General features: G+C 37.9%; 27 protein-coding genes and 1 pseudogene. 20 read left to right on the top strand and 8 right to left on the bottom strand.

Features of this window, described 5'->3' with window-relative positions; all coding sequences use genetic code 11:
- Positions 1 to 7: 7 nt before the first annotated feature.
- Positions 8 to 1,693 carry a bifunctional phosphoribosylaminoimidazolecarboxamide formyltransferase/IMP cyclohydrolase gene (purH, locus tag KKC91_10670; GenBank protein ID MBU0479014.1) on the bottom strand — a complete coding sequence of 562 codons (1,686 nt, stop codon included), beginning with the start codon at positions 1,691 to 1,693 and terminating at the stop codon, positions 8 to 10.
- Positions 1,694 to 1,867: 174 nt separating this feature from the next.
- On the opposite strand from purH, the gene KKC91_10665 reads away from it, so the two are divergent.
- From KKC91_10665 to hydE, 20 genes are all read left to right on the top strand, one after another.
- A complete protein-coding gene (locus KKC91_10665) occupies positions 1,868 to 2,503 on the top strand; it encodes a redox-sensing transcriptional repressor Rex (protein MBU0479013.1) in 636 nt (211 codons plus the stop codon).
- Between the two features lie 27 nt (positions 2,504 to 2,530).
- A complete protein-coding gene (locus KKC91_10660; protein ID MBU0479012.1) occupies positions 2,531 to 2,890 on the top strand; it encodes a (2Fe-2S) ferredoxin domain-containing protein in 360 nt (119 codons plus the stop codon).
- Positions 2,887 to 3,351 carry an NADH-quinone oxidoreductase subunit NuoE gene (nuoE, locus tag KKC91_10655; GenBank protein MBU0479011.1) on the top strand — a complete coding sequence of 155 codons (465 nt, stop codon included), beginning with the start codon at positions 2,887 to 2,889 and terminating at the stop codon, positions 3,349 to 3,351. The genes KKC91_10660 and nuoE overlap by 4 nt, the downstream gene beginning before the upstream one ends.
- A 3-nt stretch (positions 3,352 to 3,354) precedes the next feature.
- Positions 3,355 to 5,025, top strand: coding sequence for an NADH-quinone oxidoreductase subunit NuoF (gene nuoF, locus KKC91_10650; protein MBU0479010.1), 1,671 nt, complete (start codon positions 3,355 to 3,357; stop codon positions 5,023 to 5,025).
- Between the two features lie 13 nt (positions 5,026 to 5,038).
- Complete coding sequence (locus KKC91_10645) at positions 5,039 to 6,829, top strand: [FeFe] hydrogenase, group A (GenBank protein MBU0479009.1); 1,791 nt, start codon at positions 5,039 to 5,041, stop codon at positions 6,827 to 6,829.
- Positions 6,823 to 7,404, top strand: coding sequence for an acetate uptake transporter (locus KKC91_10640; protein MBU0479008.1), 582 nt, complete (start codon positions 6,823 to 6,825; stop codon positions 7,402 to 7,404). Before KKC91_10645 ends, KKC91_10640 begins: the two co-directional genes overlap by 7 nt.
- A gap of 126 nt (positions 7,405 to 7,530) precedes the next feature.
- The gene (locus KKC91_10635) at positions 7,531 to 8,550 is read left to right on the top strand and encodes an SO_0444 family Cu/Zn efflux transporter (GenBank protein ID MBU0479007.1); all 1,020 of its coding nucleotides are present in this window, start codon (positions 7,531 to 7,533) and stop codon (positions 8,548 to 8,550) included.
- Positions 8,541 to 9,581, top strand: a complete 1,041-nt coding sequence (locus KKC91_10630; protein MBU0479006.1) for a 2-hydroxyacid dehydrogenase — start codon at positions 8,541 to 8,543, stop codon at positions 9,579 to 9,581. The genes KKC91_10635 and KKC91_10630 overlap by 10 nt, the downstream gene beginning before the upstream one ends.
- 36 nt (positions 9,582 to 9,617) lie before the next feature.
- Entirely contained in the window at positions 9,618 to 11,252 is a 1,635-nt protein-coding gene (gene hcp / locus KKC91_10625; GenBank protein ID MBU0479005.1) for a hydroxylamine reductase, read from the top strand.
- Between the two features lies 1 nt (position 11,253).
- Positions 11,254 to 11,661: an Rrf2 family transcriptional regulator gene (locus tag KKC91_10620; protein ID MBU0479004.1), complete on the top strand. Its 408-nt coding sequence runs from the start codon at positions 11,254 to 11,256 to the stop codon at positions 11,659 to 11,661.
- The gene (locus KKC91_10615) at positions 11,658 to 12,167 is read left to right on the top strand and encodes a flavin reductase family protein (GenBank protein MBU0479003.1); all 510 of its coding nucleotides are present in this window, start codon (positions 11,658 to 11,660) and stop codon (positions 12,165 to 12,167) included. The genes KKC91_10620 and KKC91_10615 overlap by 4 nt, the downstream gene beginning before the upstream one ends.
- Before the next feature lie 17 nt (positions 12,168 to 12,184).
- Positions 12,185 to 12,835 carry an N-glycosylase/DNA lyase gene (locus KKC91_10610; protein ID MBU0479002.1) on the top strand — a complete coding sequence of 217 codons (651 nt, stop codon included), beginning with the start codon at positions 12,185 to 12,187 and terminating at the stop codon, positions 12,833 to 12,835.
- 74 nt (positions 12,836 to 12,909) lie between these two features.
- Positions 12,910 to 13,449, top strand: coding sequence for a rubrerythrin family protein (locus tag KKC91_10605; protein ID MBU0479001.1), 540 nt, complete (start codon positions 12,910 to 12,912; stop codon positions 13,447 to 13,449).
- 23 nt (positions 13,450 to 13,472) lie between these two features.
- Positions 13,473 to 13,856, top strand: a complete 384-nt coding sequence (locus KKC91_10600; GenBank protein MBU0479000.1) for a desulfoferrodoxin — start codon at positions 13,473 to 13,475, stop codon at positions 13,854 to 13,856.
- Positions 13,857 to 14,024: 168 nt separating this feature from the next.
- The gene (locus tag KKC91_10595; protein MBU0478999.1) at positions 14,025 to 14,393 is read left to right on the top strand and encodes a hypothetical protein; all 369 of its coding nucleotides are present in this window, start codon (positions 14,025 to 14,027) and stop codon (positions 14,391 to 14,393) included.
- A complete protein-coding gene (locus tag KKC91_10590; GenBank protein MBU0478998.1) occupies positions 14,377 to 14,955 on the top strand; it encodes a nucleotidyltransferase domain-containing protein in 579 nt (192 codons plus the stop codon). Before KKC91_10595 ends, KKC91_10590 begins: the two co-directional genes overlap by 17 nt.
- A gap of 308 nt (positions 14,956 to 15,263) precedes the next feature.
- Positions 15,264 to 15,521: an iron-only hydrogenase system regulator gene (locus KKC91_10585; protein MBU0478997.1), complete on the top strand. Its 258-nt coding sequence runs from the start codon at positions 15,264 to 15,266 to the stop codon at positions 15,519 to 15,521.
- Positions 15,518 to 16,792 (top strand): [FeFe] hydrogenase H-cluster maturation GTPase HydF, encoded by a 1,275-nt coding sequence (hydF, locus tag KKC91_10580; protein MBU0478996.1) that lies wholly within the window; start codon positions 15,518 to 15,520, stop codon positions 16,790 to 16,792. Before KKC91_10585 ends, hydF begins: the two co-directional genes overlap by 4 nt.
- Positions 16,777 to 18,279: a [FeFe] hydrogenase H-cluster radical SAM maturase HydG gene (hydG, locus tag KKC91_10575; GenBank protein ID MBU0478995.1), complete on the top strand. Its 1,503-nt coding sequence runs from the start codon at positions 16,777 to 16,779 to the stop codon at positions 18,277 to 18,279. Before hydF ends, hydG begins: the two co-directional genes overlap by 16 nt.
- Entirely contained in the window at positions 18,254 to 19,276 is a 1,023-nt protein-coding gene (gene hydE, locus KKC91_10570; protein ID MBU0478994.1) for a [FeFe] hydrogenase H-cluster radical SAM maturase HydE, read from the top strand. The genes hydG and hydE overlap by 26 nt, the downstream gene beginning before the upstream one ends.
- Here the strand turns inward: hydE and KKC91_10565 are convergent.
- From KKC91_10565 to KKC91_10535, 7 genes and pseudogenes are all read right to left on the bottom strand, one after another.
- On the bottom strand, positions 19,243 to 20,106 hold the full coding sequence (locus tag KKC91_10565; GenBank protein MBU0478993.1) for a formate/nitrite transporter family protein: 864 nt from the start codon (positions 20,104 to 20,106) through the stop codon (positions 19,243 to 19,245). The genes hydE and KKC91_10565 overlap by 34 nt on opposite strands.
- A gap of 717 nt (positions 20,107 to 20,823) precedes the next feature.
- Positions 20,824 to 21,807, bottom strand: a complete 984-nt coding sequence (locus KKC91_10560) for a hypothetical protein (GenBank protein ID MBU0478992.1) — start codon at positions 21,805 to 21,807, stop codon at positions 20,824 to 20,826.
- Positions 21,804 to 22,565: an amidohydrolase family protein gene (locus KKC91_10555; protein MBU0478991.1), complete on the bottom strand. Its 762-nt coding sequence runs from the start codon at positions 22,563 to 22,565 to the stop codon at positions 21,804 to 21,806. The genes KKC91_10560 and KKC91_10555 overlap by 4 nt, the downstream gene beginning before the upstream one ends.
- Positions 22,558 to 23,331, bottom strand: coding sequence for an amidohydrolase family protein (locus KKC91_10550; protein MBU0478990.1), 774 nt, complete (start codon positions 23,329 to 23,331; stop codon positions 22,558 to 22,560). Before KKC91_10550 ends, KKC91_10555 begins: the two co-directional genes overlap by 8 nt.
- A 202-nt stretch (positions 23,332 to 23,533) precedes the next feature.
- Complete coding sequence (locus KKC91_10545; protein MBU0478989.1) at positions 23,534 to 24,364, bottom strand: DegT/DnrJ/EryC1/StrS family aminotransferase; 831 nt, start codon at positions 24,362 to 24,364, stop codon at positions 23,534 to 23,536.
- Between the two features lie 57 nt (positions 24,365 to 24,421).
- Positions 24,422 to 24,676: a hypothetical protein gene (locus KKC91_10540; GenBank protein MBU0478988.1), complete on the bottom strand. Its 255-nt coding sequence runs from the start codon at positions 24,674 to 24,676 to the stop codon at positions 24,422 to 24,424.
- A 36-nt stretch (positions 24,677 to 24,712) separates the two neighbouring features.
- Positions 24,713 to 25,136: pseudogene (locus KKC91_10535) on the bottom strand (tagaturonate epimerase family protein).

The following is a 25,136-nucleotide window of genomic DNA, read 5'->3' as shown; positions in this document are numbered from 1 at the left end:
TTGCGCTTTAGTGTAGAAAATGCCGCATTCCGGTAAATACCATGGCTATACCAAGCTTGTCAGCCTTGGATATTGAGGCATCATCCCGTTTTGACCCGCCTGGTTGAATAATATATTTAATGCCCAAACTGCCAGCTTCTTCAACAGTGTCAGAAAACGGGAAGAATGCATCAGAAGCAAGAACCAGTTCTGACATTACTCTTTTTATATAATCATCTAATGATCCTTCTGGTTTCAGCATGTCATACTCAATCTGTAGATTTTCCATTGCTTTTGGAACTGCCAACTTACGCAAAGAATCGACTCTGTTTGGCTGACCGGCGCCCATACCCAACACCTGAAAATATCCAGGCATATATTCTCTGCAAAGAACAATCGCGTTGGACTTAGTATGTTTGCACGCTTTATATGCAAACTTAGCCAACTCTTTTTTATTGTCGGGAAACAATGCTTTTGTCGTAACATCAAATGTATCAAAAACTTTTAAGTCTCTGCCCTGCTCAAGTATACCGCCTACAATTTTTCTATATGTAAATCTTTCATGCTCACCCGCCTCAAGAGGCGCTACTTCAAGAATGCGCAATACCTTGCCTTCAGACTTTAAAAGCTCTAAAGCATCTCTATCATATCCTGGAGCTATTATAACCTCCACATGCTTTGTTTTAACCTCCTCTGGCACATATTTATCACCCTGTTTCGCATAGGTCAGGTGCTTTGTATCCTTTCCTTTTAGGAATTTTGCAGTCTCAAAATCAAGTTTTCTTGTAACAGCAACAATTGAGCCAAAAGCAGATATTGGATCTCCCATCCATGCTCTTTCAACAGCTTCTTTCAAGGTCCTGCCTGTCGCATATCCACATGGATTTGTATGTTTTACCACAACGGCTCCGATCTGCTCTTTGAGATCTTTTACTGCTTCAAAAGCACCGTTTGCGTCTACATAATTGTTATAAGACATCTCTTTACCATGTAAAATTTTTGCTGTGGCAAGGTTTGATTCTGCGCAATCTCTATTTATATAAAAAGTAGCTGACTGATGCGAATTCTCCCCATATCTTAGAGATACACCTTGAGTAAATTTAAGTCTTAGTATTTTTTCTTTAGACAGGTTTTCGCTTAGATATTTATCTATAGCGCTGTCATAATCTGCAGTATGCCTGAACACCTTAACAGCAAGTCGCTGTCTTGTCTCAAGAGATATTTCTCTCAAGTTTTTAAGCTCATCAATAATGAGAGCATAATCATCAGGGTCCACTACAACAGCAACATACTTATAGTTTTTCGCTCCACTGCGAAGCATTGTTGGACCTCCAATATCAATATTTTCTATTGCCTCGTCCAGGGATGTCCCCTCCTCAGCTATAGTCTTCTGAAATGGATATAAATTCACTACAACCATATCTATAAGTTCAATAGAATAATTCTTAACCTGTTCCATGTGTTCAGGACTATTTCGAAGAGCAAGAAGTCCTCCATGGATTTTAGGATGCAGCGTCTTCACTCTGCCATCAAGCATCTCCGGGAAACCTGTAAATTCAGACACTCCTTTTACAGATACTCCTGCTTCTTCAAGCGCCTTTTTTGTGCCTCCTGTCGAGAGCATCTCTATGCCCATTTTGTCAAGTTCTTTAGCAAATTCAACGATTCCTGTTTTATCAGACACACTTACCAGTGCTCTCTTAATCTTATGCATAATACCTCCTGTGTATACTCCTTACATATGAAGTTATTATACAGTCAATCATTTAATCAATCCAGCAAAATAATGCCCTTTTTGTCAGGTTATTTTAGCTTGACACCATATTGACAACAAATTTAGTTAGTGATAATATTCACGGGATTTGTGAAATTTATCACAAGGAATAAGATGGAAAGCTACAAAATTCCGAGAAAGTCAGTAGAAAGATTATCCATATACAGGCGGATTTTAATGGGAATAATGGACGCAGGTTTTACAACTGTCTCTTCTCGCGAACTTGCGGAAAGAGCTGGACTCAACTCTGCTCAAGTGAGAAAAGATCTTGTATATTTTGGTCAATTCGGAACACCTGGAATGGGATACAATGTTTTAATGCTTCATAGGGCAATTACAAAGATAATGGGTTTGCACAAAAAAATTCCTGTAGCTTTAACCGGAGTTGGTAATCTAGGACAGGCATTATTATCGTATCCGGGATTTAAGGAACGTGGTTTTATAATAGAGTCTATTTTTGATAATGATTCTGAGAAAGTCGGAAAGATGAAAAATGGGCTAAAAATACGAGATGAGAAGAATATCAGCAGTGAAATTAAAAATAAGAAGATAAGGGTAGGTATTATTGCAACACCTTCCTCTGCAGCACAGTTCGCTGCAAATAAACTGATTAAAGGAGGGATTAAGGGAATATTGAATTTTGCTCCAATAGAGCTTAAAGTTCCATCAGGGATAACTGTAGTTAATGTCGCTTTGTGCGAAAAACTTGAAATATTGTCCTATTATTTATCAAAAAGGAAAATGTTATGAAAAGAAAGACTAATTGGGAGAATCAGCATGAAGAACTTAGAGGAACTGAAACAAATAAGAGATAGAGTCCAGATGCGTTCTAGAAAGCATAGAGTCAGAATTGTTATTTGTATGGGCACATGCAGTATTGGTGCAGGCGCAAGACAGACAATGAATACACTTGTGGAACTCATTAATAAGAGTAATAAAACAGATATTATAATCACAAGTTCAGGTTGTGCTGGATTTTGTGCGGAGGAGCCTATGGTTCAAGTATATATACAGGATAAAAATCCTGTAGTGTATTGGAAGGTTGATTCAAAGGTTGCTAAAGAAATCTTTGAAAAACATGTTTTAAACAACAAAATTGTGCAAGAACATGTTTTCTTAAAGGAGAGGAATCTATGACAATAAAAGAAATAATTAAAAAACATGAAAATAGAAGAGAGAATTTATTACAGATTCTCCATGATATTCAAAATCAAAATCCAAACAACTATATTTGCGAAGAGAATATCTATGAATTAAGCAAAGAAATGAACATGCCTGTGTCTGAGATTAAGGGAACCGCTTCTTTTTACACCATGTTTAGCTTTACACCGCGCGGTAAATATATAATTAGGGTTTGTGAAAGCCCTCCATGTCATATTTTAGGAGCGCAAACTATTTTCGAAGCAATAGAATCAAAATTAGGGGTTAAGGTTGGAGAAACAACTGACGATGGTCTTTTTACGTTAGAGGGAACAAGTTGTCTTGGAGTTTGCGGAGTTGCCCCTGCTATGATGATCAATGATGAAGCCTACGGAAATTTAAACGAAGAAAAAATATATAAAATATTGGACCAAATTCAAGAAAAGGAAAGGAAATAATTTATGTCAAAAGGAAACATTGCTCAGATTTTAGTTGGTATCGATGGCAATACTGTTGTTTTGGGGGCAAGGGAAATCAAAAGCAAGTTGATTGCTGAAATAAACAAACATAATCTTTCCTCTCAAATTCAAGTTGTTGAGACAGGAAGTATTGGACCTGTTAATAAAGGAGTCGTTCTCGGGATATATCCTACAGGAGAAATATACGGAAATGTGACCGAAGAGAATGTTGTGGAATTTATTCAGGAAAGATTTATTAAGGGAAGATCTTATAAAAAATTACTTCTATCGGAGAAACTTAGCCCAGGAATAGATCCAACAGATTGCGACTCCAGAAAAACACAGCATTATGGTCGGATTGTTCTTGAGAATTGCGGAAAGATTAATCCTGAAGATATTGAGGAATACATCGGTGTTGGTGGGTATGAAGCGTTAGGTGTAGCCTTGGAGAAAAAAACTCCGGAAGATATTATTAAGACAGTAAAGGATTCCAAACTTGTAGGAAGAGGAGGTGCAGGATTTCCAACAGGTTTGAAATGGTCATTTGCCAGAGCAGCGAAGGAAAGTCCAAAATATATTATCTGCAATGCGGATGAAGGAGAGCCCGGCACCTTTAAGGATCGCCTGATTATGGAGGGAGACCCGCATAAGGTTCTGGAAGGTATGGCAATCTGCGGATACGCAATAGGAGCTAATACAGCTTATATCTACATTCGCGGAGAATATCAGCTTTCTATTCAAAGATTAACAAAAGCCATAAAAGACGCTGAGAAATTAGGGCTGTTGGGTAAGAATATTTTCGGCACGGACTTTGATTTTAATGTAAAGATTAAGATTGGAGCTGGTTCTTACGTTTGCGGAGAAGAAACAGCTCTTCTGAATTCAATGGAAGGATTAAGAGGCGAGCCAAGGCTTAAGCCGCCTTTTCCTGCTGAATCAGGATTTTTATCCAAGCCGACAAACGTAAATAATGTCGAAACCTTTGCCAATATAGCTCCTATTATATTAAATGGATCCGAGTGGTTTAAAAAGATTGGAACAGAAAACACTCCTGGAACTAAAGTCTATACCATATTGGGGCATATAAAGCGTCCCGGCTTAATTGAAGTTCCTATGGGAATCACTCTGAGAGAGATTATTTATGATTATGCAGGAGGCATGTCTTCCGGGAAATTTAAAATGGCTCAAATAGGAGGAACTGCCGGCGATATTTTTTCTTCAAAGCTTCTGGATGTGCCGCTTGAATATCAAGAACTTCAGAAACTGGGACATAATCTGGGTTCTGGCGCAATATTGATTATGAACGAGACAGTTTCAATTGCGGATTTCCTAGCCTGCTGCATGAAATTCTTTGTTCATGAGTCATGCGGGAAATGTTCTGTATGCAGAATTGGTACAAAACAGATGTATAATTCTTTCAAACGCTTGGAAAAACAGGAAGCCTATTGTGATGAACTTAAAATTATAGAAGAACTTGCTGAGAAACTTAAACTTACAGCTTTTTGTCCTATGGGACAGTCTGTTGCTTCACCTATTCTTTCTGCTTTGAAGTATTTTGGAAAGGAACTCGCTCTAGGAGTAAATCCTGACAGGAAGCGAGAACCTGTAACCAGAGAAAACCCTAATTATAGGGGCAACAAGGGGTTTAAACCCCTTGTTTATGGAAATAAATAAGGAGACAAGAGAGATGCTGAACATTACAGTAAATAATACCCGCTTGGAAGTATCAGAAAATACAACGATTCTGGATGCTGCTAGAAAGATCGGAATAAAGATACCCACTTTATGTTATCTGGATAATCTTCAGAGCCCCGGATCATGCAGGATGTGTGTTGTAGAAGTAGAAGGAGCTAAAGCGCTTCAACCCTCATGTGTAACAAAGGTTTCTGAAGGCATGAATATTCACACTAACACCAAAAAAGTGCGTGATGCCAGAAAGATAATATTGGAATTGCTTTTAAGCGACCACCCATGGGAATGCAATACCTGTGACCGCAATCAGAGCTGCGAACTTCAGAAACTGGCGGATGAATATGGTATTAAGGAAGTCAGATTTCAGTCCGTAAGAGAGAGAATGCCTTTGGATGAAAGCACTCCCGGCATTGTTAGAGATCCAAATAAATGCATTCTTTGCAGAAGATGCGTTAGTGTGTGCCATGAGGTTCAGGGAGTAGACACATTAGCTCCAAGAGCGCGCGGGTTTGATACAATCATTGCGCCCGGGCAAGGAGATACGCTTGAAGAGGCTGTTTGTGTTCAGTGCGGACAGTGCGCTGCAGTTTGTCCTGTCGGAGCAATAAGTGAAAAAGATGATATTGACAAAGTGTGGGAAGCTATTGATGATCCGAATAAGTTTGTGGTTGTTCAGACTGCTCCTGCAATCCGGGCTGCTCTGGGAGAATGTTTTGACCTGAAACCGGGTACTTTGATCAAAGGGAAGATGACTGCAGCTCTGAAAAGGCTTGGGTTTGATAAAGTATTCGATACTAACTTTACTGCTGATTTAACTATTATTGAAGAAGGCACAGAGCTTCTTACGAGGTTGAAGAAGGCACTGGTTGATAAAGATAAAACCATAGCTTTGCCTATGTTTACTTCATGTTCTCCGGGATGGATAAATTACACGGAGAATTTTTATCCGGAACTAATTCCTAATTTATCCACCTGCAAGTCTCCTCAGCAGATGTTCGGAGCTGTTGCAAAGACATACTATGCAAATAAAATTGGCAGGAAAAAAGAGAATATAACAGTGGTATCTATCATGCCGTGTACTGCCAAGAAATTTGAGTGTAACCGTGAGGAGATGAAAGCCAGCGGAGTTAAGGACGTTGATTATGTCTTGACAACAAGAGAATTAGGCAGGTTTATTAAGCAGGCTGGCATAGACTTCGTGAATCTTCCTGATGAGGAAATGGATGCGCCTCTGGGTATATCTACTGGCGCTGCGGATATATTTGCAAATACCGGCGGAGTTATGGAAGCAGCTCTCAGAACAGCGTATGAAATTGTTACAGGGAAAGAGCTGCCGTTTAATAAATTGCATGTTACTCCCATTCAAGGGCTTGACGGCCTAAAGGAAGCGTCTCTCAAGATAGAAGGCACAACAAAGGATTGGAGATTTCTTGAAGGTGTTACATTGAATGTTGCAGTTGCTCATGGTCTTGGAAATGCAAAGAAATTAATAGAATCAATAAAAAGCGGCAAAAAATCCTATCACTTTATAGAAGTCATGGCATGTCCCGGAGGCTGTATTGGCGGAGGCGGACAGCCGAGAATGACAACTAATGAAGTAAGACAGGCAAGAATAAACGCAATATACAAAGAAGACGAAGGCAGAAAACTCAGAAAATCTCATGAAAATCCTGCAGTAAAGGAGATTTACGAGGAATTCCTTATAAAACCTCTCGGGGAAAAATCCCATCATCTTCTGCATACAACATATACAAATAAAAAAGACCTATCCAAAAAGGAATGCTAATGACTAGACAAGAGGATCTTACATCCAATCCTGCCCCACTCGGTTTGATGGGCTTTGGAATGACTACAGTGCTGTTAAATTTGCATAATGCTGGTCTTTTCGAGTTGGGTTCAATGATATTGGGAATGGGGATTTTTTATGGTGGGTTAGCCCAGGTCGTTGCTGGAATCATGGAATGGAAAAAGGGTAATACCTTTGGAACTACTGCATTTACGTCCTATGGTTTTTTCTGGCTCTCTTTGGTTGCGTTGATTGTAATGCCTAAAATGGGATTGATCGCAGCACCGGAAAAATCAGCTATGGTAGCATATTTAATAATGTGGGGTATTTTTACGGCAGTTTTATTTATTGGTACACTAAAATTGAACCGAGCGTTACAAATCGTGTTCGCCTCCCTGGCGTTGCTCTTCTTTTTACTAGCCCTCGGAGACTTTACAAACAGCAGTACTATAAAACACATTGCAGGTTACGAAGGAATTTTCTGCGGCTTCTCTGCGATTTATACCGCTTTAGCTCAAGTGATTAACGAAGTATACGGAAAAACCGTCGCTCCCATTTGGCCTGTAAAGAATTAAATATTGTTATTAAAAGTAACGAAAGGGCGAATTCTCCATTCGCTTTTTTTTCTTGACAAAAGACACCATATTGGTATCATTTATAATGTGAATGTTATTTTAGGAATTTTAAAAGAGTCTTATTTTTTGCTGAACAAGATGTCTGTTTATTTGTTATTCGGATTTCTTTTTGCGGGAATTATTCATATCTTTTTAAGAGAAGGAATGATCGCAAAATACTTGGGCAAAAATAATACAATGTCAGTAATAAAGGCATCTTTGTTTGGCATCCCTCTCCCATTATGCTCATGCGGAGTGATTCCCGCTGCGTTATCTTTGAAAAAAGATGGAGCAAGTAAAGGCTCTATCCTGTCGTTTCTGATCTCAACGCCGACAACAGGGATTGATTCGATTTTTGCTACATATTCATTACTGGGTGGAGTTTTTGCGTTTTACCGTGTTATTGCTGCTTTTATCACAGGTGTATTTGCAGGAATTGTCGCGAATATATTCTTTCGTGGAGAACAACCTTCTTCTAATACAGAGAATAAAAGCACGTGCAAAGCATGCGATAGCCATAAGCATTCTACGGAAAGCCACAATTTTTATGACAAGGTCAAGGGAGTCTTTAAATATGCATTTGTTGATTTGTTAAGAGACACCGGGGCATGGATTATTATAGGGATTCTAGCAGGCGGCGCTATATCATATTTTATTCCTGAAACTTTTTTCGCAAAATACATGGGTTCTGTGTGGCAGTCTATGTTAATAATGCTTATTGTGGGAATACCAATGTATGTTTGTTCTTCTGGATCAATTCCAATAGCTGCAGCACTTATATTAAAAGGGCTGAATCCAGGAGCAGCATTTGTCTTTCTTATGGTCGGTCCTGCAACAAATTCAGCCGCATTAACTGTTATTACGAAAGAATTTGGAATAAAGACTGTTATTATTTTCCTGGGATCTATAATAATATGCAGTATATGTTTAGGAGTATTTTTGAACTATGCATGGCAATTCTTCAATGTTGATGTAACAGCACACATGATGCAGCATGGCAGGATGATACCTCCATGGATTGAAATAGCAGCAAGCATTGTTTTATTATTGTGCATTTTTTATAGCAGGCTTTTTAGCGGAGTTAAAAAATGGAAAATATTAAAGTAGCCTTTTTTGATACAAAGCCGTATGACCAGGAATTTTTTGATAAGGTAAATGATAAGTACGGTTTCCCAATTAAGTATTTCAAAGGCCATTTAAACCATGATTCTGCTGGGCTGACTCAGGGATATGAGGTAGTGTGCGCTTTTGTTAATGATATTCTCGATAAGAAGGTAATCGGTATTCTAAAACAAAATGGGGTAAAACTTATTGCTATGCGGTGCGCAGGATATAATAATGTTGATTTAAATTCTGCATACAAGAATATCCATGTCGTACGAGTACCTTCATACTCGCCGTACGCTGTCGCTGAACATGCAACAGCACTTATGATGGGTTTAAATAGAAAAACCCATAAGGCTTATTATCGTACCCGTGATGGAAACTTCGCTATTAATGGTTTATTGGGATTTGATATGCACGGTAAGACAGCAGGCATAATCGGAACAGGAAAGATAGGAAGATGCCTTATTTCAATTTTAAAGGGATTTGGCATGAATGTATGTGCATACGATACATTCCCTGATGAAGCTTACGCAAAAGCTTCAGAAATTAAGTACGTTACACTTTCCAAACTGTATAGGTCTTCAGATATTATATCGCTTCATTGTCCGTTAACCCCTGAAACAAATTACATGATAAACGAAGAAAGCATAGATCAGATGAAACCCGGCATAACGATAATAAACACAGGAAGGGGTAAATTGATCAAAACACAGGCATTGATTAACGGCCTTAAAAGTGGAAAGATCGGAGCGGCAGGACTTGATGTTTACGAAGAAGAGAGTGAATATTTCTTTGAAGACTATTCATCTACTGTTATCAGCGATGATGTATTAGCAAGACTTATGACTTTCCCAAATGTTCTTATCACCTCACATCAGGGGTTTTTTACCAGAGAGGCGTTGACTAACATTGCAGAAACAACTTTGAATAATATTATCGAATTCTATAAAGGCGGATATTTGAAAAACGAAATTTGTTATCGCTGTGAAAGTGATAAATGTAAGAAGAAATCAGGGAAAAGGTGTTTTTAAATAAAGAAAGTATGTAACTAAAAAGGAGTGATGGAAATGTTCTGTTATCAATGTCAGGAAACAGCAAAAAACTCAGGATGTACAGTAAGAGGCATCTGTGGGAAAAACGAAGAAACCGCATGTTTGCAAGATTTGTTGATTTATGTATTAAAAGGAATTGCGATTTATGCTGAAAAAGCAAAGGAGAAAGGCGTAACAGATAAAAAAGTTGGATTATTTATTACGCAAGCACTCTTTGCAACAATCACCAATGTTAATTTTGATGATGAGCGTTTTATAAAGTTGATCAAAGAAGGGCTGCGAGTTCGAGAAGATATAAAGGGGAAAAGCGGTGTGGACTCTAACGAAAACTTACATGATGCCACTACTTGGTTTTCTAACAATGAAGGTGAATTACGCAAAAAAGCAAAAGAAGTCAGTGTGCCCTCAACTGAGAATGAGGATATTCGTTCCTTAAGAGAACTCTTAATTTATGGAGTTAAAGGGATTTCAGCCTATGCTGAACATGCCGCAATATTAGGCAAAAAGAAACAGGAAATTTATGATTTTGTGGTTAAAGCACTTGCTGCAACCACTAAAGACCTTTCATCTGATGAACTAGTTGCCTTGGTATTAAAGGCTGGGGAGACTGCGGTTACAACAATGGAGCTTCTTGATGAGGCAAACACTTCTGCTTACGGTAATCCGGAAATCACAAAAGTAAATCTCGGGGTTCGCAACAATCCAGGAATTCTTATTTCGGGTCACGACCTTAAAGATGTTGAGGAGCTTCTTAAGCAAACTGAAGGAACAGGGGTTGATGTTTATACGCATAGCGAAATGTTACCGGCACATTCCTATCCGGCTTTTAAGAAGTATGATCATTTTGTCGGCAATTACGGCAATGCCTGGTGGCAGCAAAACAAGGAATTTGAATCTTTCAACGGTCCGATTCTAATGACAACAAACTGTATCATACCTGTTAAAGATTCTTATAAGGACAGGATTTTTACTACCGGGACGGCTGGTTATCCCGAAGTAAAACATATTTCTAACAGAGAAGGAACGGGAGAAAAAGACTTTTCTAAAATAATTGAATTAGCAAAAAAATGCTCGTCTCCAACAGAGATTGAAACAGGTGAGATTATCGGCGGATTTGCGCATAATCAAGTGTTAGCTTTAGTGGATAAGATTGTTGAAGCCATTAAATCCGGAGCTATAAAACGTTTTATTGTTATGGCTGGATGTGACGGAAGGCATACTACAAGAGCTTATTTTACAGAAGTCGCTAAGAATTTACCTAAAGATGCAGTTATTCTAACAGCTGGCTGCGCTAAATATCGTTACAACAAACTAGGTCTCGGGGATATAGGAGGAGTACCAAGAGTGCTTGATGCAGGACAGTGCAATGACTGCTATTCACTTGTTGTTATTGCGCTTAAGCTACAAGAAGTCTTTGCTCTTGATGATATCAATAAACTTCCGATTTCATTTGATATTGCATGGTATGAACAAAAGGCGGTTGCTGTTCTATTGGCACTTCTTTCCCTTGGTGTAAAAGGAATCCGGTTGGGGCCAACGTTGCCAGCATTTTTATCTTCAAATGTTATAAAAGTCCTGGTTGAGAAATTTGACATCAAGCCCATTGGTGCGGTCAAAGATGATATTGAAGCTATGATGTCTGGCAAGTAGAATGAAACTTATTACAAGGGATACGGATTATGCTATCAGGACTCTCGGCTGTATTGCGGCAGCAAAAGAAAATACGGTTACTGTAACCGATCTGACCAAAAAACTTAATATGCCAAGACCTTTTTTGAGAAAGATACTGCAGTTGTTAAGCAATAAGGCGCTGCTTAAATCTTTCAGAGGCGCTGGCGGCGGTTTCTCTCTTGCAGTGAAACCGGAGGAAATTACGATTTTTAACGTAATAGAAATATTCCAGGGACCATTCCAGTTAATGGAACACATTTTCAGAGGGAAAGCATGCCCTGAAATAAAAACTTGTCCTCTTAAGAAAAAAATGTATAAAATAGAAGAAGAACTAATAATAAAACTAAAATCCATCACAATAACGGATTTGTTGAAAGGGCAAAAATGAACGTTAGTACATTATTCAAATTAAGTTACGGAATGTATATAGTGAGCTCTAAAAAAGACGGCGCATTTAACGGGCAAATCGCTAATACTGTTTTTCAGGTAACTGCAGAGCCTCCTCAGATTAGCGTATGCATTAACAAAGATAATTTAACTCATCAGTTCATTCAGGAAAGCAAGGTTTTTACTGTGTCAATTTTAGAACGCGATGTGCCAATGGAATTCATAGGACATTTTGGTTTTAAATCCGGCAAAGAAGTAGAAAAATTTAAAGGGATAGATTATAAGCTGGGAGTAACAGGGGCACCGGTGGTTATTCAAAACTGTCTGGGTTATTTAGAGTGTGAAGTGACCGGCAATACTAGCGTGGGAACGCATACTCTTTTTATCGGTAAAGTCGCAGAAGCCGAGGTACTTAAAGAGGGAGAACCAATGACTTATGCCTATTATCACCAGGTGAAGAAAGGAAACTCTCCAAAAAACGCTCCTACGTATATTAAAGAAAAATAGTTAAAATTTGAGAAGTTATGAAAGGATTGACTCCTGAAGTCCTAAATCTTGTTTTAGATTATGAGGAGAAAAAGTCCGAAATAAGAAAACGATTAGAGGAGTTCAAGGAAGTCTGGAAGCAGCCTAATAAGCAAATATTCAGCGAGCTTTGTTTTTGTCTATGTACTCCACAATCAAAGGCAATTTATTGCGGCGAAGCTATTTCTGCTCTTGAGAAAAAAGAAATTCTTTTCAAGGGCAATACCCCTCAGATAAGAAGAGGTTTAAAAGCTGTTCGTTTTCCCAATAACAAGACTTGTTATATTATGGAAGCGCGTAAACTTTTTACCATGAATGGTATTATTAGAATAAAAAACAAGATTGATAAAAATAATATTTTTGGAACTCGTCAGTGGTTTGTCCGTAATGTTAAAGGATTGGGCTTTAAGGAAGCCAGCCATTTCCTGAGAAATATCGGTTTTGGCGGTGATTTTGCCATACTTGATGTGCATATACTGCGTAATCTTGTAAAATATAAAGTCATAAAAGAACTTCCAAAGACTATAAGCAGGAAAGTATATATAGATATTGAAAGTAAGATGCGAAGGTTTTCTAAAAAAATAGATATCCCAATGGATGAGCTTGATCTTTTGTTTTGGGCAAAACAGACAGGGTACATATTCAAATAGAGAAAATTAAAAAAAACAGTTGCTAAGTAATTATAATATAGATAAAATATATGCAGTAAAAGAGGAGATTAATTATGAGTAAGTCAATAAAAGGAACAAAAACTGAAAAAAATCTGTTAGAGGCATTTACAGGGGAATCACAGGCAAGAAACAAATATACCTATTTTGCGTCAAAGGCAAAAAAAGAAGGGTATGAACAAATATCTGCGATATTTCTTGAAACTGCTGACAATGAAAAAGAACATGCAAAGCTGCACTTCAAAGAACTGGATGGCATAGGCAATACTCTTGAAAATTTAAAAGAAGCAGCAGCAGGAGAAAATTTTGAATGGACAAGCATGTATCCTGGGATGGCAAAAGAAGCGCGAGAAGAAGGATTTGACGAAATAGCAGAGATGTTTGATAGTATTGGAAAAGTAGAAAAAAAGCATGAAGGGCGTTATAGAAAATTACTAAAGAATATTGAGGACGGGAAAGTCTTCAAAAAAGACAACAAAGAACAATGGAAATGCAGAAACTGCGGATATATTCATGAAGGAACCGGAGCGCCTGAGGAATGCCCTGTATGTAAACATCCAAAGGCATACTTTGAACTGTTGAATAAGAATTATTAATAAAAAAAAGGAGGGATAAAAAAATGGCAAAACAAAACGCAATCTACAAATGCGAAATTTGTGGGAATGTTGTATCTGTTCTAGAAGCGCACGCTGGAGAGCTTGTATGCTGTGGACAGCCGATGAATCTTCTTGAAGAAAAAACCGCTGAGCAGGAAGGCAAAGAAAAACATGTTCCTATAGTAGAGTCATTTGAAAAAGGCATTCGTGTAAGAGTTGGCTATATTCCTCATCCAATGGAAGAAAAACATTACATAGAGCTTATCCAGCTTATAAAAGGTGATGATGTTGTTGCTGGAAAAAGATTGAAGTACAATGATAAACCGGTTGCTGAATTCTGTCATTTACATGCTGAAGGATTAAAGGCAAGAATATTTTGTAATATCCATGGAGTGTGGGTAAGTTAAATAAAAATATTATCCTTACATTCTTTGCATTCTCCGATTTTTGTATTGTATGGGCGAACATCGTGTTCGCCCTTTTTTCTTTTTACACATAGAATACCGTGTTACAATAACGAAAAACTTGACAAAATAGGTGTAATTCGTTACAATAACGAAAAGAAAGGATGAAAAATGGGTGATTTTCAGAAACATTTAGGATTGGCAAAAGAAAAACTTAGAGCAGCAATTGATGCTTATAACAACAAACAAAACACAGTAGTAGGAGATTTAGGCACAAAGGTTGTTGAGCAGTTAGTAGAAACTGATGCTGCTAGAAATGGAGAGCATTTTGGTGACCATAAGAGCAGGCATGAATACTCAAATAAGAATTTCCCTGCTGAAGTAAACAAGGCAATGCGTAAGATATGGTTTGCCTATGGTGATTTGGGTTATGACGGAATTAATGGCAACAGAGCCAAGACAGTGGTAGATAATCTTAAAATAATAATTGAGTTTTTTGAAAAAAGGTTTGAAGTAGAAATCTATGAAAAGAATACTTAAAAAGATATCAAAAGAGCTTTCAAAAATTGAAGATGTAAAAGCTGTCATCCTTTATGGGAGTCTTGCCAGAGGAGAATTTACTTCAAGGTCAGACATTGATTTATTTATACTTACAACCGAAGATAAGAGCCTGAGGGAAGTGCAGGATAAAGTTATAGAGCTTGAATCAGAAATAGGCAGAAATATCCAGCCGACAATAAGAACCATAGTTGAATTGCAAAAGACAGATACAGGCTTGCTCCAGAACATCTTTCAGGAAGGAAAGATTCTCTATCTGAGAGAGCCATCCGACATACCATCTGCTATACTGCTGAAGCAGAAACCTTACCTGATTTATTCTTTTCAGATAAGCAACTTACTCCAAAAAGATAAGGTGCGATTTAACAGACAGCTTTACGAACAGATAAGAAAAGGATACAAGTATAAAGGTTTACTGCAGGAAATAGCCGGGCAGAAGCTTTCTGCGGGTTGTGTAATGATTCCTTATGAGCAAATGGGGAAGATTGAAAAATTCTTCAAGAAATTCAAAGTGCAGTTTGAACAGTTGAAGGTGTGGAAATAAATGGTTTGAGGATGCCTCCTAAGGAAAACAATAATTATTTTTTTAAGCTAAAAAGAAACCTCGACCACCCGGATTCCCCGACTCTCACCAAATCTACAGATAACCGCCAGATAAAGCAGGCGGTTGCGATGGAGAGGACGACAGAATTTCGTAGCTTCTTGGAGCAATAAATGATACTATTTTAAATGTAATTGTAATTTGTTTCCTGCGGGGAGGGGGTTTTCTTCCTGAAACCAAGGGGCTGAGGTTTTTCCGGTCTCTTTGCAGGATGGAGATCGGGAATTTTTATTTAAGGGAGAATATATACAATGAATAAAAGACTGGGATTCGTTGGAATCATAATTGAGGATAGAAAAAAGGCTTCTTCAAGAATTAACAGTTTGCTTTCAGAATACGGAGATATTATTGCAGCTCGCGTTGGTATTCCTTATAAAGAAAAGAATTGCTGTGTTATCACACTTGTAGTAGATGCTACTACAGATGAGCTTGGCTCTTTAACAGGGAAACTGGGCGCTATTGAGGGTGTATCAGTAAAATCAGCACTTGGAAAAAAGAGAAACGTATGAAAAAAGCACCTAAATCATTACGGCTTCATATAGGATTATTCGGAAGAACCAATGTTGGCAAATCCAGTTTTTTGAATCTTGTTGCTAATCAAGATGTGGCAATAACCTCTCCTATTCCGGGCACAACTACCGATGTGGTTGAAAAAGTTATGGAGCTTTTGCCGCTTGGTCCGGTTGTGTTTCTGGATACAGCAGGGATAGATGACGTCTCATCCATTTCAGAGTTGAGAATAAAAAAAACAAAAAATATCTTTGACAGGGCAGATATTATTTTACTGCTTATTGAAGCAAATATATGGGAAAAATACGAAGATATTATTTTGCAGGAAGCAGAAAAAAGAAACACCCCTTTTATTATTGTTGTAAATAAGATTGACCTTAAATCAGCTTCGCTGGAGTTTATAGAAAGGCTAAAGGATAAAACAGAGAGAATTATCCTTTGCTCCAGTACAGATTTTGGTAATAGAGACATATATGTAAATAAATTAAAAAAATATCTTATTAAAATCTGCCCTGCTGATTTCCTAAATCCTCCTCCAATTATAGGGGATCTTATTCATTCAGGAGGTCTGGCAGTATTGATTGTTCCTATTGATCTGGAAGCTCCTAAAGGAAGGATTATTCTTCCACAAGTTCAGACAATAAGAGATGCTTTAGATAATGACGCTGCGGCATTAATCGTTAAAGAGAGAGAGTACCCTCATGTATTGAATAATCTAAAGAAGCCACCTGACATTTCAGTATGCGATTCTCAGGTTGTATTAAAGATGGTAGCGGATACTCCGAAAGACGTTAAATGTACAACTTTTTCAATCCTTTTTGCCAGATATAAAGGAGACTTAATTGAAGCGGTAAAGGGTGTATGCGAGATAGACAAACTAGTTAACGGAGACAAAGTTCTTATCGAGGAAGCATGCAGCCATCATCCGGTGCAGGATGATATTGGAAGAGTAAAGATCCCGCGCTGGCTAAGAGAATATTTAGGAATAAATTTAAATATAGATGTATATTCAGGGCACGATTATCCGGAAAACTTGAAGGATTATAAGCTTATCATTCATTGCGGAGGATGTATGATCAACCGCAGAGAAATGCTGTTTAGAGTTCAGAGGGCTAAACGGGAAGGTGTCTCTATAACAAATTACGGCGTGTGTATTTCTTTCCTGCACGGAGTATTAGAAAGAGTGCTTTCTCCATTTCCCGCTGCTCTGGATGTATTCAGGCAGGAAATCAGCAAAACTAAAGGAGCTAAAGAATGTGTGCAGAAATAAGCGATACAAAATCGTGGATAGATAACAGGATTAAAAGAAACGAGATTACAAAATATATGGATGGAGACAATGACTTTATAAATGATGAAGAGATTACAGAGAAATTGGAGAATAATAAATGCGTTGACACAAAAAAGACAAGAGACATTCTTGCCAAATCAATGGCTGTTGAAACACTTACGCCAGAGGAAACAGCTATACTACTCAATGTGAATGACAAAGATACTCTGGAGGAAATGGCAAGTACAGCAGCTAAGGTCAAGAAAAAGGTTTATGACAACAGGATTGTAACATTTGCTCCTCTTTATCTTGGAAACTTGTGTGTGAACAGCTGTCTCTATTGCGGATTTAGAAAGGAAAACAAGGATGAGAAAAGAAGAGTGCTTACATTGGAAGAAGTCAAGAAAGAAACAGAGGTTTTGGCAGGTAAAATCGGGCACAAGAGATTGATAGTTGTTTGTGGTGAACATCCGGCTACGGATATAGATTACATGACTTCCAGTATAAAGCAGATATACAAGGTAAAGGTAGAGGTAAAGGGAAAGAATGGATATGGAAGTATACGCAGAGTTAACATGAACGCTGCTCCGTTATCAATAGAGAATCTAAAAAAATTAAAGGGCGTTGGGATAGGAACGTTTCAGGTTTTTCAGGAAACCTATCATCATAAAACATATCAGGAAGTTCACCCTTCAGGCACAATAAAGTCGGATTACAGATGGAGATTGTACTGTATGCACAGGTCAATGGAAGCAGGAATTGACGATGTTGGAATAGGCGCTTTATTCGGCCTGTATGACTGGAAATTTGAAGTTATGGGACTTCTATACCATGCAAGAGAATTAGAGGAAAAGTTTGGCATAGGTCCTCACACTATTTCTTTTCCGCGTCTTGAACCTGCGTCAAATTCTCCGATTACACAGGATCCAAAGCATAAGGTAAGTGATAACGATTTCAAGAAGCTGGTAACAGTGATACGTTTGGCAGTGCCTTATACAGGAATGATTATTACTGCAAGGGAGAGCGCTCAAATGCGAAGAGAGGCAATTTCATTAGGATGTACGCAGACTGATGCTTCAACACGTATAGGAATCGGAGCCTACAGCGACAGATATACCGAGCAGGAAAAAGAGCGCCAGCAGTTTTTACTGGGAGATACACGCAGTCTTGATGATGTAATAAGAGAATTTGCGGAAATGGGATATATTACCTCATTTTGTACTGCAGGATATCGCTGCGGCAGAACAGGCAAGTGCATTATGGATCTTCTGAGAACGGGAAAGGAAGGCCGTTTTTGTAAATTAAACGCTGTCCTTACTTTCAGAGAATGGCTGGATGATTTTGGCAGTAAAGAAACTAAGATTGCAGGAGAAAAAATTATAAACAAGGAGATTGAAGAAGTTAAAAAGCTTATACCCGAATTTTACCCAAAACTTATGGAATACTATAAAAGAGTTGAGAATGGAGAAAGAGACATATATTTCTGAGATATTAAAGAAGGACGATTTCTCTGATATTGTTAAGCAAGCTGATTGTGTAAGAAAAGCAAATGTCGGTGATGAGGTTCATCTAAGAGGCATATGCGAATTTTCAAATTTTTGCAGAAAAGATTGTCTTTACTGCGGTCTTCGCAAGTCAAATAAAAAGATTCCTCGTTACAGGATGTCTCCTGAAGAAATTCTCCGGACAGCCGTCCTGATAGATAAGCATGGTCTTAAAACAATCGTTCTCCAGTCAGGCGAAGATATATGGTTTACAAAAAAGGTATTAGCCAAATTAGTAGAAGACATCAAAACGCATACTGATCTGGCTGTAACTCTAAGTATCGGTGAGAGAAGTTTTGATGAGTATAAGGCATTCAAAGCTTCTGGCGCAGACAGATATTTACTAAGGTTTGAGACAAGTAATGAAAACCTGTTCATGAAACTGCATCCTGACGACAATTACCATGAAAGATTAAAATGCCTCCAATGGTTGTTTGAGCTTGGATATCAGGTTGGCAGCGGTTCTATGATAGGCCTGCCGAGACAAACAATAGAGCATATAGCAGATGATATTCTGTTTATAAAAAAATGGAATTTTCATATGGTAGGAGCAGGTCCTTATATTTCAAATAATGACACACCTCTCTCTGGCAGTAAAAATGGAGATTTTTCAATTGTGCAGAAATTCATTGCATTGGTTAGAATCCTCTGTCCAAAGGTTCTCCTGCCTGCTACTACAGCTATGGATGTATTGCGCTCTGATGCCAGGGAAATAATACTGCAGTCAGGAGCTAATGTCGTAATGCCGAACATTACACCCGAGAGATACAAACAAAATTACAGGCTTTATCCTGATAAACCATGCATAGGAGAAGACCCCATAACATGCAGATACTGTATGGAAAACAGAGTAAAGAAAATTGGCAGAAAGATTGCGCAAAACCACGGGCATTCACTAATACCAAATCATTTAGTATTAGTGCGTGAAGAAGGTTTGTGAGAAAATAATGCAATAAGCTGTCTTATTCTGTTTGGATGTATAACGAGGATAAACAATCCGCCTGCTATATTCCCTAGCGTTACAGGTATAAGATTTTGGAATATTATGTATTGCTTGTAAAAAGGAACGCCTTTTACAAAAAGACCTATTGGAATTAGGTACATATTTGCAACACAGTGCTCGAATCCTGAGGCCACAAACACCATAATTGGCAATATACAGCAGAATATTTTAGAAATAATATCTTTTGAGAAATATGCCATAATAATGGCAAGAATAACCAGCATGTTACAGAATATCCCTCTAATAAAACATTCTGTAAACGATAAATTCAGTTTATCAGCAGATATTTTTATTGCTAATTGTCCCAACTTGTTGATGTCTAAGTGTGTACCAAGAAGACCTGATTTAAAGATAAGAAATGCAAATAAAAAAGCGCCAACAAAATTGCCTAAATAAACAACTGTCCAATTTTTCAACATTTTTCGAATTGGGAAGAATGTTGATATGGCTCCTACTATCATCATTATGTTTCCAGTAAACAGCTCAGCTCCTGCAATAACAACTAATACCAGTCCGACACTAAAAACAGCACCTGCGATAATCTTCCCCATACCTTGCTCAAGCGCAACAAGAAATGCATGTCCTCCTATGCTGATATATAATCCTGCAAGAATACCTAGAAGAAACAATTGCCAGATTTTTGTATTTGCCTTTTTAATTCCCAGATATGATATTTGGGTTTGGAGTTCTTTAGGACTTAATTTTGGATCATATCCCTTTGGTGGTGTATCTTTCAAAACGTAACTCCTTTTAGCTCGCCCCTGCATAGTATATAACAGGTAAATCTCCGTATATCCCCTATGCCTGCCCCTTACATATGAGGTCATTATACACCAATCACTTGATCGATCCAGCAAAATCAGAGATGATTTTATAAAGATATTTGTCGTCTCGGACGATGCTTGAACCTGTAATTTTGTCCAATTTTGTCCTGTTCTCAGCGGCAATTTTATCCATAACATTCTGTTATACAAGCAGTTAAAAGATTACAAAAAAGATTGCTGGACATTTCTTAAGGATAACCATTATTCCAACGGAGACTTCTTTTTTTTACCTCTTTTTCTTATTTCTATATAGGTTTTAGGGATGAGTCCATAACATACCTAAATTCGTAATTATCTTATAATGTCATAAAATTCAAATCGCATATAATATGGGTTTTTTGCAAAAGAATTGTTGCTTCACTTCTTGATTCACACATCTTACTCAACTAAAACTACTTATGAGTCTTGATGCCCGTTTTTTGGGGATACTCCTGAAATATAAATATTTAATACAAAAAATCTTATGCGTAGTTACAATTGGTAAAATTGTCGTCTAAAAAAACAGGCGGTTTTAGCCTTGGAAAAGGCCTTACTTTGCCCCTGGTGACAGCGGGCCAAATCCAGTTCCATTTATAAAAACGGAAGTTTTATTGGGTGAAATCGCAGCTATGTTACGGTTACCCCTACTTGCATATTTTTACTTCCTTATATTTTCCCTGACTACTCGTATTTTTTAGCAATTTTTATAAAGGCATGTATGTTTTTTTGTGGTATACCTCGGCATAATTCTGTCATCATAGCTGGAGAGCCGTCTTCAACAGACTTTTTATATATTTCTTCTATGGAAGCAGGAGTTCCTTGCAGCATATCTTTAACAGTGAAAAGATTCCATGTAAAGCGTGCTTTTGTACTGCCAACAATATCACTGACCGTTAAATACCGATCTGTTCCCGGATCGAAGCCGGTTATTTTTAATATATCCAGAAACTTAAGGTGTTCTCTGGTAAGAGTTTCGCAGTGCAGAGAACGGCTTGCATCAGGAAATGCTTCATATATTTTTTTCCAATAAGGTAGAACAAATTTCTTAAACATTGAAGCAGACATCATTCCACCAAAATCATCAGCAATACCGATCCTCTGCCTGCTTGTAATTTTACCTGAGTAATTATCTATAAATCTGATAGATTCTATATAACTTTGTGCGCAAATGTCCAAAAATCTATGACAGATTTCTGGATGGTCATACAAATCCACAAAAAATCCCTGCCCTCTAAGGAGAACAGCAGTGGTCATTGGTCCTTCTCCTCCTGAACTTAAACCTATTTTTCCTTTTGGATATTTTGCTTTTGCATACTCATAATCTTTTATTATTTGAGGCATTAAACCGCTTTTTCCCATATCAGGCAGTTTTGCATTTTTCAATGACTCCATTGTTTTGAATACAGGTTCTTTGACCATCGGAGCATCATCCTCAGGAAATAATATTTCGGATCCAAAAGCAGAAACACCCGCATAGGCATGACCAGGGAAACCTATTCCTATATCCAGTCCATAAAGTTTTTTCAGCTTTTCCGTCGCTGATATACAGCTGGCAACTCTGATATCAGGATTGGAATAATATTCACCTAATTTAGTGCCTGCATATTCAGTAATTACTTCCGAAGGTATGACAATTTGCCATGGTATTTTTTTGTTTGTCATCATTCTTCCTTTGCTTTAATGTTTAAAACTGTCTCTGCGTTTTTGAAAAATATTTTTTCTTTTGACGCATCTGATATATTAGTTCCCTTAATCCAGCCAATAGTAGTTCGCGGATCAATAAAAGGAGTATCGCTTCCAAACAAAATCCTATCATCTCCTATCTCTGAAATCATGTTTTCAAGAGAACCATAAAATGTAAAACTGGTACAAAGTTCCAGATAGACATTATGTTTTTTTGCTGTTTTAACAGCACTTTCTTTTTTGCTTCCACCTGCATGTCCAAGAACAATAGTCGCGTTTTTGTAAGTATCGGAAATCTCCCCAAAAAATTCAGGCGCACAAAATTGTGACCCTTCCCATGTGTGAGAGATTACAGTTAATTGATGTCTATCCGCAAAAGAGAATATCTTGTCGTAGACCTTTTCTTTAACGGAAAGTCTGAAGACGTTCGGATGAAGTTTTATCCCCTTCATTTGATATTCATTGACGTACTTTTCAAGCCGTTCGCTGATATTATCAGAGTAATGCGGATTTATTCCCATGAATGGAATGATTCTATCAGGATATTTTTTGTAAAGCTGATACACATTATGATTTTGTACTTCCTCTTCATTGGTGCCACCTACAAAAAGGACTAATTTTGCAATTCCACATATATTCATAACAGACAATATTTGTTGAAAATCCTTTACCGTATTTATCCTGAGATACTCCTGCCATTCTCCAATATGCGTATGGAAATCTATAATTCTCTTATTCATATCTAATATCTCCAAGTAATTTCTCAAGGTTGTTTCCAAGAATATCCGCTTTTTGTGTTTCGGAAATGCGAGATTCCAATATGAAGTTGATTGGAGCTGCTGGCGAATATTTGGGCAAACTGGAACCGAACATAAATCTCTTACTTCCAAATTCATTTACCATACTGACAATTCCGTCAAAGATATTGTAATGCGACATATCAAAAAATAAATTTGCATAGTTTCGCATCAATGAGACCATCATATTGTTTTTATTATAGCCGCTGTCTGTTATAACAAAATTAAGAGCGGGATAATTTTTAAGCGCCCAGCATAAATCTCTCCATTCAATCTCCGATTCACTAATCCATACAGGTATTTTGTGCTCATGGCAAAAGGTAAAGATATCACCAAATATCTCTTCACACATAACGAGATTAAACTTATTTGTAAATATCTTGAGAGAACGCACCTTCTTATCTTTCATCTCAGATAGTAAAACATCATAATTTTTGATAAGTAAGGGTTGGACAACAAATTGTCTTTCAATTCTATCAAGAAATTCTTCTGTTATATCGATCAGGAGATTATTGCCAAAAATCACTGCACCATTCTCTGCCCAAATATGACAGCACAAAGCCTTTGAAATCTTTTGTTCACCCATGATATTAATGATATCTTGAGGCTGTGTGTGTTGAAGTTTTTCTTTTCTTGAATGACCCAGTCTCACGTTACAGTCAAAAATAAAATATCTAGGTGCTTTTGATGCATTTTCGGTCTCTCTCATATTTTTCTCCTTAAATTTCACTTAATAGTTTCTTACCCATTTTTCCCTCTCCCACTCTGACCATGACAGAGTCTTACTCTCTAATTTCGCTTGTCTCATTAAGAAAACATTCTGCAACTTAGCACTTTGATATCATCTTTTCCTGAGTCGCAATGGCTCGTTTAATATAAGCTCTAAAAGTGACTAACTTAAATTAACATAACTAGAAACATAGGGATCCTTTCACATATTCAAAGCTCAATTTAAGCGATTGGAAGGGATCTCCCGAACAAACATCTTGTTCGATAATAAACCATTCGCAACCGGATTTTTCGGCTGCCGTCACAATCTCCTTCCAGATAAAATTGCCGCAACCTATTTCAGCGAAGGCAGGCTTGTTCTCTGCTGTAATTATGTAGTCTTTCATATGTAGAAGCGGCAATCGATCTTTAAGCTGCTTGCACCACGCCACAGGATCACCACCGCCATATTGCACCCAATATGTATCGATCTCCCCTTGCAGATATCGGGGATCAGTTTCTTCATAGAGAACCTCCAACATGAGTCGACCTTCAAATCGCCGAAATTCTATTTGGTGATTGTGATAGGTAAAAACTTTTCCTCCTTCATGCAGAACCTTACCTGCAACATTTAAATCAACTGCTAAGGCTTTTACATCATCCAGAGTTTCTGGGTCGATATCAGCAAAAACAACTGTAGCTCCCAATGAAAAACAAGGAAGTGCAGAAGCCCAGTAGGTAACACTTGGGCAAATTATTTCATTCCCTACACTGACTTTGCAACCAAACATAGCAGACTGAAGGGCAGCAGTACCATTATTAAATGCTAAAGCAAATTTAGTGCCCTGCCATGTGGCAAATTCTTTCTCAAACTGTTCAGTAACATCAGTCCCAGACATAGCCCCGCGCCGCAATACCTCCAGTACGGCGCTTTCATCTTCCTGAGTAATAATCGGCCATTTAAATATATCTCGATAGTCAGATTGAACAGCCTTTGGTCCTCCCAATAGGACCAATTGTGATTTTCTTTGCATTGTATTCTTTCTAACTATTTTGGTAAAATTTTTTCAGCATTCTTCCACGCTATCTTCTCATAAGCCTTTTGGGATATCACTGTACTTTTCAAAAATGAACTTCCATGCCATACCGGAAGATATCTGTGGATGGATAAGGATCGCCTCTTCTCGGATCAATATTACAGAAAGGAATGAACCAGGGTATTTCTCACAAACATCCATAGTATCTTCCACTGTTGAGAATTGTTTTCTGCACTCAGGACTTATTCCAGGCAAGAGAATACCCTTACCAACACCCGTTCTATCCATCATCTCAACTAATTCTTCCATCTGCAACTACCACCGCTCCACTACATGTGACGTTAATTACTGAAATAAAATAACACCAAATTTATCTACATTATGGTTACTGCCGTTCACATATCTCCAGCCTCTCATTTCCGCCCTTAATCTGTCCGCCTCCTCTGATATAGGACGATTACGGTTGAAGTTAGCCCGCCGCTTTTCTTCTTTAAAACATGTAAAGGGGATAGCCATCTCTACTGTCCAGAAGGTATCCTCCTGCTTTTTGACGTGGTCAATATCTGCTCCATAGCCTTTCCTGTATCCTTCCTGAAAAACTCCCCACATAGCATCATCCAAGACAATTTCCATACTGCGACCTGTGCGTTGACTGCTGGGAAAGAATCGGAAATATATCCCTGCCTTTAATGGTCTTAATATGGCCCGGAGTAGCTAATCCCAATCTGTCTCCAAAACCAAAACTTCTCTTAATTCCGCAAGCAGCGGG

It is taken from the genome of bacterium, from assembly GCA_018812485.1.
Classification (GTDB): domain Bacteria; phylum JAHJDO01; class JAHJDO01; order JAHJDO01; family JAHJDO01; genus JAHJDO01.
This window is presented reverse-complemented; position numbering and strand designations above follow the sequence as displayed.

Bases quoted from the DNA above. Each gene is read 5' to 3' on its own strand.
- KKC91_10540 (MBU0478988.1), bottom strand. From the start codon at position 24,676: ATGGAAGAATTAGTTGAGATGATGGATAGAACGGGTGTTGGTAAGGGT.
- hcp (MBU0479005.1), top strand. From the start codon at position 9,618: ATGTTCTGTTATCAATGTCAGGAAACAGCAAAAAACTCAGGATGTACA.
- hydG (MBU0478995.1), top strand. From the start codon at position 16,777: ATGTGTGCAGAAATAAGCGATACAAAATCGTGGATAGATAACAGGATT.
- purH (MBU0479014.1), bottom strand. From the start codon at position 1,693: ATGCATAAGATTAAGAGAGCACTGGTAAGTGTGTCTGATAAAACAGGA.
- KKC91_10555 (MBU0478991.1), bottom strand. From the start codon at position 22,565: ATGAATAAGAGAATTATAGATTTCCATACGCATATTGGAGAATGGCAG.
- KKC91_10620 (MBU0479004.1), top strand. From the start codon at position 11,254: ATGAAACTTATTACAAGGGATACGGATTATGCTATCAGGACTCTCGGC.
- KKC91_10545 (MBU0478989.1), bottom strand. From the start codon at position 24,364: ATGCAAAGAAAATCACAATTGGTCCTATTGGGAGGACCAAAGGCTGTT.
- KKC91_10640 (MBU0479008.1), top strand. From the start codon at position 6,823: ATGCTAATGACTAGACAAGAGGATCTTACATCCAATCCTGCCCCACTC.
- KKC91_10605 (MBU0479001.1), top strand. From the start codon at position 12,910: ATGAGTAAGTCAATAAAAGGAACAAAAACTGAAAAAAATCTGTTAGAG.
- nuoE (MBU0479011.1), top strand. From the start codon at position 2,887: ATGACAATAAAAGAAATAATTAAAAAACATGAAAATAGAAGAGAGAAT.
- KKC91_10585 (MBU0478997.1), top strand. From the start codon at position 15,264: ATGAATAAAAGACTGGGATTCGTTGGAATCATAATTGAGGATAGAAAA.
- KKC91_10595 (MBU0478999.1), top strand. From the start codon at position 14,025: ATGGGTGATTTTCAGAAACATTTAGGATTGGCAAAAGAAAAACTTAGA.
- KKC91_10645 (MBU0479009.1), top strand. From the start codon at position 5,039: ATGCTGAACATTACAGTAAATAATACCCGCTTGGAAGTATCAGAAAAT.
- nuoF (MBU0479010.1), top strand. From the start codon at position 3,355: ATGTCAAAAGGAAACATTGCTCAGATTTTAGTTGGTATCGATGGCAAT.
- hydF (MBU0478996.1), top strand. From the start codon at position 15,518: ATGAAAAAAGCACCTAAATCATTACGGCTTCATATAGGATTATTCGGA.
- KKC91_10665 (MBU0479013.1), top strand. From the start codon at position 1,868: ATGGAAAGCTACAAAATTCCGAGAAAGTCAGTAGAAAGATTATCCATA.
- KKC91_10590 (MBU0478998.1), top strand. From the start codon at position 14,377: ATGAAAAGAATACTTAAAAAGATATCAAAAGAGCTTTCAAAAATTGAA.
- KKC91_10660 (MBU0479012.1), top strand. From the start codon at position 2,531: ATGAAGAACTTAGAGGAACTGAAACAAATAAGAGATAGAGTCCAGATG.
- KKC91_10600 (MBU0479000.1), top strand. From the start codon at position 13,473: ATGGCAAAACAAAACGCAATCTACAAATGCGAAATTTGTGGGAATGTT.
- KKC91_10560 (MBU0478992.1), bottom strand. From the start codon at position 21,807: ATGATGACAAACAAAAAAATACCATGGCAAATTGTCATACCTTCGGAA.
- KKC91_10565 (MBU0478993.1), bottom strand. From the start codon at position 20,106: ATGCAGGGGCGAGCTAAAAGGAGTTACGTTTTGAAAGATACACCACCA.
- hydE (MBU0478994.1), top strand. From the start codon at position 18,254: ATGGAGAAAGAGACATATATTTCTGAGATATTAAAGAAGGACGATTTC.
- KKC91_10550 (MBU0478990.1), bottom strand. From the start codon at position 23,331: ATGAGAGAGACCGAAAATGCATCAAAAGCACCTAGATATTTTATTTTT.
- KKC91_10615 (MBU0479003.1), top strand. From the start codon at position 11,658: ATGAACGTTAGTACATTATTCAAATTAAGTTACGGAATGTATATAGTG.
- KKC91_10610 (MBU0479002.1), top strand. From the start codon at position 12,185: ATGAAAGGATTGACTCCTGAAGTCCTAAATCTTGTTTTAGATTATGAG.